Origin of the sequence: Nocardia farcinica (assembly GCF_029867845.1) — a bacterium.
GTDB lineage: Bacteria > Actinomycetota > Actinomycetes > Mycobacteriales > Mycobacteriaceae > Nocardia > Nocardia farcinica_A.
In genome coordinates this window covers 1-3,337 of record NZ_JARWRU010000795.1, presented here as the reverse complement: position 1 = coordinate 3,337, position 3,337 = coordinate 1, and the positions used below count along the sequence as shown (strand labels likewise).

Below are 3,337 nucleotides of genomic sequence, written 5' to 3'. Positions count from 1 at the left end.
CGGGGGGTCAACCCCCCGGGGCCGGGCGGGGGGGGGGGGTCGGCGGGCGGGGGGGGGGGCCCCCGCGGCGGCGGGGTAGGGGGGGGCGGGGGGGGTGGCGGGGGGGGTGGCGGTGAGGCGTTCGCGGTGGCGGTGGTCGCGGATGGAGCGGCGGACCCATTCGGCGGCCTCGATGGAGGTGTCGGACTGGGCGGGGAGTTCGGGGCGGTGCAGGCCGGGGTCACCGGTAGCGGTGTGGTCGATGATCATCGGGCGCAGTTCGGGTCGGCTCTTGGCCATCCACCCGAGCTGGCGGGCGGCGACTTTCCACGGGGAGCGGGTCATGACGTCGGCGGCGCGGTCGAGGAACTCCCGCTCGGTCGGGGAGGCGAGAGTCAGTACCGCGGCGAAGCGTTCGCGGGCGGTGTCGGGGTCGATCTCGAGCAGGTATTCGATCTCGCCGAGCGCGGCGGCGAACGGCGTAACCGCATCAGCGGCCTCGGCAGTGGTAGCGGTGGTGGTGTCGGGTGTGTGCAACGTAGCGGTCATCGGCAGGTTCCTGTTCTGTCGGTGGAAACAGCTCGGCCCCGCACCGGACGCGCGCACGAGCACGCAACTCCGGCACGGGGCTGGGCGGTGGGTCGTCTGACCCGCCTGAGTGCGGCCGACCGGGGTGGGAGCCCGACACGGCGGAGGGAACGCGGCGATGCGGGCGGCGCCGAATTCGCTGCGCTGACCCGCCAGACCGGCGGTTGTGTGCGGGGCGGCGCGCTGGGCGAATTCGGTGACGGCCGGGCGCGGGCCCGCAGCGGTGGCGGGAGCACGCCCTGGTAGCACTCGGGCAGGCGGGGCAGATGGCCTGACGAACAGCCCTCACCACCGACACCACCCGATCACCCGGGTTGGACGGACGATGGGGCGGACAGGTACCTCGGCTGCGTCCCCTCCCAGCACCTCGGTGGGTAGGCGCCGGTTCGGCGCAACGTTAGAACGGTGGTTGGCCCGCGTTTCCGAATCCGGATCCGGCGTACGTGGGTTCGCCGGACTGCTGTGCCCATGCTGTCTGGCCACCGGTGTCGGCGCTCGAGCCGCTGCTCGTCGCGTTGGCCCGGTTGACTCTGGAGATGGTTGCGGTGGCATACCGCAGGGATGCGCCGAGTTCGTCGACGTCGAGTTCGACGACCGTCCGCGTCTGGCCTTCGCGGGTCTCGTAGGTTCGCTGTTTGAGTCGGCCGGTGACGATCACCCTGGCGCCTCGGGTCAGCGATTCGGCGGCGTATTCGGCAGGCTCGCGCCACAGGGTGCAGCGCAGGAACAGGGCGTCGGCGTCTTTCCATTCGTTGGACTGCCGATCGAAGAACCGCGGGGTCGACGCCACGGTGAAGTTGGCCACCGCGACGCCTGCGGGGGTGAATCTCAGCTCAGGCGAGTCCGTCACATTCCCCGTGACGGTGACAACGGTGTCCCCGGCCATGATTCGCCCTCCTTTCACAGGTTGTGGATAACAGATGTGGATAGCAGCGCCCGCCAACGGAATCCGGTGGCGGGCGCGGATCGAACTGCGCGGATTGTGAACTCAGGCGGCGAGATCGATGTCGTGGTAGTAAATCTCACCAGCGGCGGCCTGTTCGACATCGACGAGCGCGAAGTCCGACCCGGCATCGGTCGCGAGTTCGGCGAGCAGATGCAGATACCCGGGTGTCGCGCTCGACCCGGCCCGCCAGAAGCTCTTGTCGATGGGGGCTTCGTGGGTGGCGAGCACCATCGCCAGCACGATCACCCATACCCGGTTGACCGGGGCGTCGGTGATCGCGGCCTGCAAGTCCTGTCGCGAGTCTGCGATGCCGAGGATCGTGGTCACCATCTGCACCGTCGGGGCGTCGAGCTGGTTGGCCAGGTAGGTGGCGACGAACCCGGCGGCCTGGGTGGGCGGCTTGCGTCGGGTGAGGTATTCGGTGAGGAATTCCTCGCGCCGCTGTTTGGCCGCGGCGCCGCGCTTGTTCAACTCCCGCACCCGTCGATAGTCCTGCCGGGCCGCTTCTCGTACGGCGGCTTCGGCAGCGACCACTGCGCGGACATGCTTATCGCTGGTCTCCGGCGGCGAGATGAGGGTGAGGCCGCTGTCGGAGAGTTGGTCGGCGAGCAGGTAGTAGGTGGGGGTCCACCGGTCCTGCCATCGCACGGTGTCGGCGTGACGCAAACCCTCACCCGCCGCGGCATCCGCGTGGTGTTCGGTGTTCCAGTCGACGGTGTCGGGGTCGACGATGTCGCCGCTGTCGATGTCGACGAGCTCGGCGTTCTCCTCGACCTCGAGGTACACCACCCAGTGGGTGGGGGCGGCGTGGATCTGGTCGGCGCCGACCTCGCTGCCGTCAGGTTTGGTGAGGTCGGTGGCCGGCACGAACACCGCCTCCTCGCTGTCGAGTTCGGGTTCGCGGGGGAGGATTCCGAAGCCGGTGGCGGCGTGGGGTAGGGCGGCGTGGAGGCGGTCGCGGGCTTCGGCGCGATCGGCGGCGATGCGGCGGGCGACGTAACCGAATTGGTAGCGGGTGGCGCGGGTCAGCTCCTGGACGGCGTCGATGTCGCCGGCGGCTTCGTAGTCGGCGATGACCGCCAACTGTTCGAGGGTGTACTGGCCGTCGTCGAGCAACTGCTTCGCGGTGGCGGAGTGGCCGATGGCGGCGGCCTGCCGGATCTCGGAGCGGCTGCGCTGCAACCCTTGGGCGATACGGGTGGCCGAGGCGCCCAGGTCCAGCATCAACGCCACGCCGGCGGCGCGGTCGGCCTCCGACAGGGGGATGCGGCGGTCGTTGAGGTTGATTTGGTCCAACGTCCGCGTGATGCGGCGTTCGTTGTCGGCGACACCGGTGGGGGCATCGGTGACCCACACCGGGACGTGGGTGGTGCCGACGGCGCGGGCGATGAGGGTGCGTACTTGCCCGTCGAGGACCAGTATGTGCCCGTCGGGGTCGCGTTCGGCCAGGATCGGGTTGCGCACCCCGAACCGGCGGATCGACTCGGCTTCGGCGGGGTGATCGTCGAGGTCGAAACTGACGCGCACGTTCTCACCGATCACGAGGTCGTTCGGATCCAGGTACTGTGCGCGGGCATTCGCCGGAGGCGCCGTGATGGGCACGGACTCATCGGTGCGGTCGGCGGAGGATTCGGTCGCGCCGGTGTCGGTGTCGCTCGCAGCGGAATCGGCCGGGGTATCGGTGTCCTCGGTGACGACGGACAGTGTCGTGGTGGTCATGCGGGGCTCCTCGGGCTGGACTGCGGGCCCGGGCCCCACACCCCGAAAAAGTTTAGGGGCGGGGCGGGGGAATGGGGGGGGGGGTGGTTGGGGGGGGGGGGGGGG

The 3,337-nt window shown here is 70.1% G+C and carries 3 protein-coding genes; all 3 read right to left on the bottom strand.

Translation table 11 applies throughout. From position 1 onward, the window contains the following. Positions 1-528: hypothetical protein (locus QH283_RS17445; RefSeq protein WP_280504053.1), on the bottom strand; the 528-nt coding region annotated here is incomplete at its 3' end. Positions 529-964: 436 nt separating this feature from the next. Next, a complete protein-coding gene (ssb, locus tag QH283_RS17440) occupies positions 965-1,453 on the bottom strand; it encodes a single-stranded DNA-binding protein (protein ID WP_280504052.1) in 489 nt (162 codons plus the stop codon). Between the two features lie 102 nt (positions 1,454-1,555). After that, on the bottom strand, positions 1,556-3,232 hold the full coding sequence (locus QH283_RS17435) for a ParB/RepB/Spo0J family partition protein (protein WP_280504051.1): 1,677 nt from the start codon (positions 3,230-3,232) through the stop codon (positions 1,556-1,558). Between the last annotated feature and the right edge of the window lie 105 nt (positions 3,233-3,337).

Excerpts from the sequence above, each read along its gene's own strand:
- QH283_RS17435 (WP_280504051.1), bottom strand. The coding sequence starts at position 3,232 with ATGACCACCACGACACTGTCCGTCGTCACCGAGGACACCGATACCCCG.
- ssb (WP_280504052.1), bottom strand. The coding sequence starts at position 1,453 with ATGGCCGGGGACACCGTTGTCACCGTCACGGGGAATGTGACGGACTCG.